The following is a 1714-nucleotide window of genomic DNA, read 5'->3' on the forward strand; positions in this document are numbered from 1 at the left end:
ACTCTCCTAAAAAAGTATACTATTTAGGAAAGACTGCCTTTAAAGGACAGTACAGTGATGAAATTATATTAAAATGGTTAAAAAACTTCTATAGAAGATTCTTTACCCAACAATTTAAAAGATCTTGTATGCCAGACGGACCTAAAGTAGGTACTGTTAGTCTATCTCCAAGAGGGGATTGGAGGATGCCTAGTGATGCATCAAATGCCATTTGGATGAAGGAACTAGAAGACTTGCGATAAGTAAGAAATAGGAGGACTTTAGATGGATAAAAAGGAATTAGAGCTGCTTCTTAAGAGCTTTTTAGCTTTAGAAACCCAAGAAGAGTGTCTGGTTTTTTTAGAGGATTTGTGTACGATTAATGAAATTGAGGACATGTCTCACAGAATCGAAATAGCAGATTTACTAAATAAGGGAAAAACCTTTAATGAAGTTCAAGATTTGACTGGAGCTAGCTCTACAACTGTAAGCAGAGTTAGTAGATGTCTAAAGCGTGGGAACGGTTATAAGACTGCTTTAAAGCGAGTATCTAAAATGGAGTCGTAGTACAATTATGAAGGAAATGACCATATCTGTTAGAGAATTAGTAGAGTTTACTTTGAGAAAAGGTGATATTGATTTTCGCTATACAGGAAGACAAAGAGGTGCTCAAGGAACGAAAGCTCATCAACGCATTCAAAAGAAATACAAAGAAGGCGATCTTTCGGAAGTAAGCATATCTAGAACAATTGAATATGAAGGTATGAATATAACTTTACAAGGTAGAATGGATGGCATTATCTTTAATGAAGGTCAAATTATTATAGATGAGATTAAGAGCACTCGAGCTCCTTTAGATGAGATTGATGAGGATTTTAGTCAGGTCCACTGGGCTCAGGGGATGGTCTATGCATTTTTATATTCTTTAGAAAACAATCTAAAAGAGATCAGTGTTCAATTAACCTATTACCAGTTAGAATCTAAGGAAATAAAAAAAATTATGAGAGATTTCGTTCACGATGAGTTAAAAGAATATGTTTACGAGAATTTAATCAAGAATTATATTAAGTGGGCAATTATGATTTATGAATGGAGAGAACTCCGGGATAAGAGCATTAGTACCCTATCATTTCCTTATGACAGCTATAGGGTAGGGCAAAGAAAATTGATTATTTCTATTTACAAGACCATACAAGAACAAAAGAAAATTTTTGTAAATGGACCTACTGGAATTGGGAAGACCATATCTACTCTTTTTCCATCTATTATGTCTATGACAGAAGGCAATGTAGAGAAGATTTTTTATCTTACATCTAAAAATACTCAGAGAGAGATTGTTGAGTCTACCCTTTGTTCCTTAATAGAAAAGCAATTAAAAGTAAAATACACATCCCTTACGGCAAAAGAAAAAATATGCTTTAAAGAACAAACAAAGTGTAATCCAGAATATTGTGAGTATGCTAAAGGGCATTTTGATCGTTTAAATGGAGCTATAGAAGATATTTTTAATAATGAAAATACGTATACCAAAGAGCTTATTAGTCAATATGCTCAAAAACACACAGTCTGTCCCTTTGAATTTTCTTTGGATTTGACTTTATGGAGCGATTTCGTTCTTTGTGATTACAATTATATTTTTGATCCCAGAGTTTCCCTAAAGCGATTTACAGAAGAAAAGGGAAAATACGTATTTTTAGTTGACGAAGCCCACAATCTAGTAGATCGGTCTCGAGAT

Annotated in this window: 2 protein-coding genes and 1 pseudogene; all 3 read left to right on the plus strand. The window is 33.7% G+C overall.

All coding sequences use genetic code 11. The annotated features are described in order from the left end of the window. Positions 1-242, plus strand: a pseudogene (locus Q7P22_RS10800) (NAD(+) synthase); the annotation flags it as partial. 22 nt (positions 243-264) lie between these two features. After that, positions 265-546, plus strand: a complete 282-nt coding sequence (locus Q7P22_RS10805; protein ID WP_303864040.1) for a YerC/YecD family TrpR-related protein — start codon at positions 265-267, stop codon at positions 544-546. 7 nt (positions 547-553) lie between these two features. Next, a partial coding sequence (locus Q7P22_RS10810) for a PD-(D/E)XK nuclease family protein (protein ID WP_303864042.1) occupies positions 554-1714 on the plus strand: 1161 nt, incomplete at its 3' end.

It is taken from the genome of Alkalibaculum bacchi (assembly GCF_937875145.1).
Lineage (GTDB): Bacteria > Bacillota > Clostridia > Eubacteriales > Alkalibacteraceae > Alkalibaculum > Alkalibaculum bacchi_A.

Bases quoted from the DNA above. Each gene is read 5' to 3' on its own strand.
- Q7P22_RS10805 (WP_303864040.1), top strand. From the start codon at position 265: ATGGATAAAAAGGAATTAGAGCTGCTTCTTAAGAGCTTTTTAGCTTTA.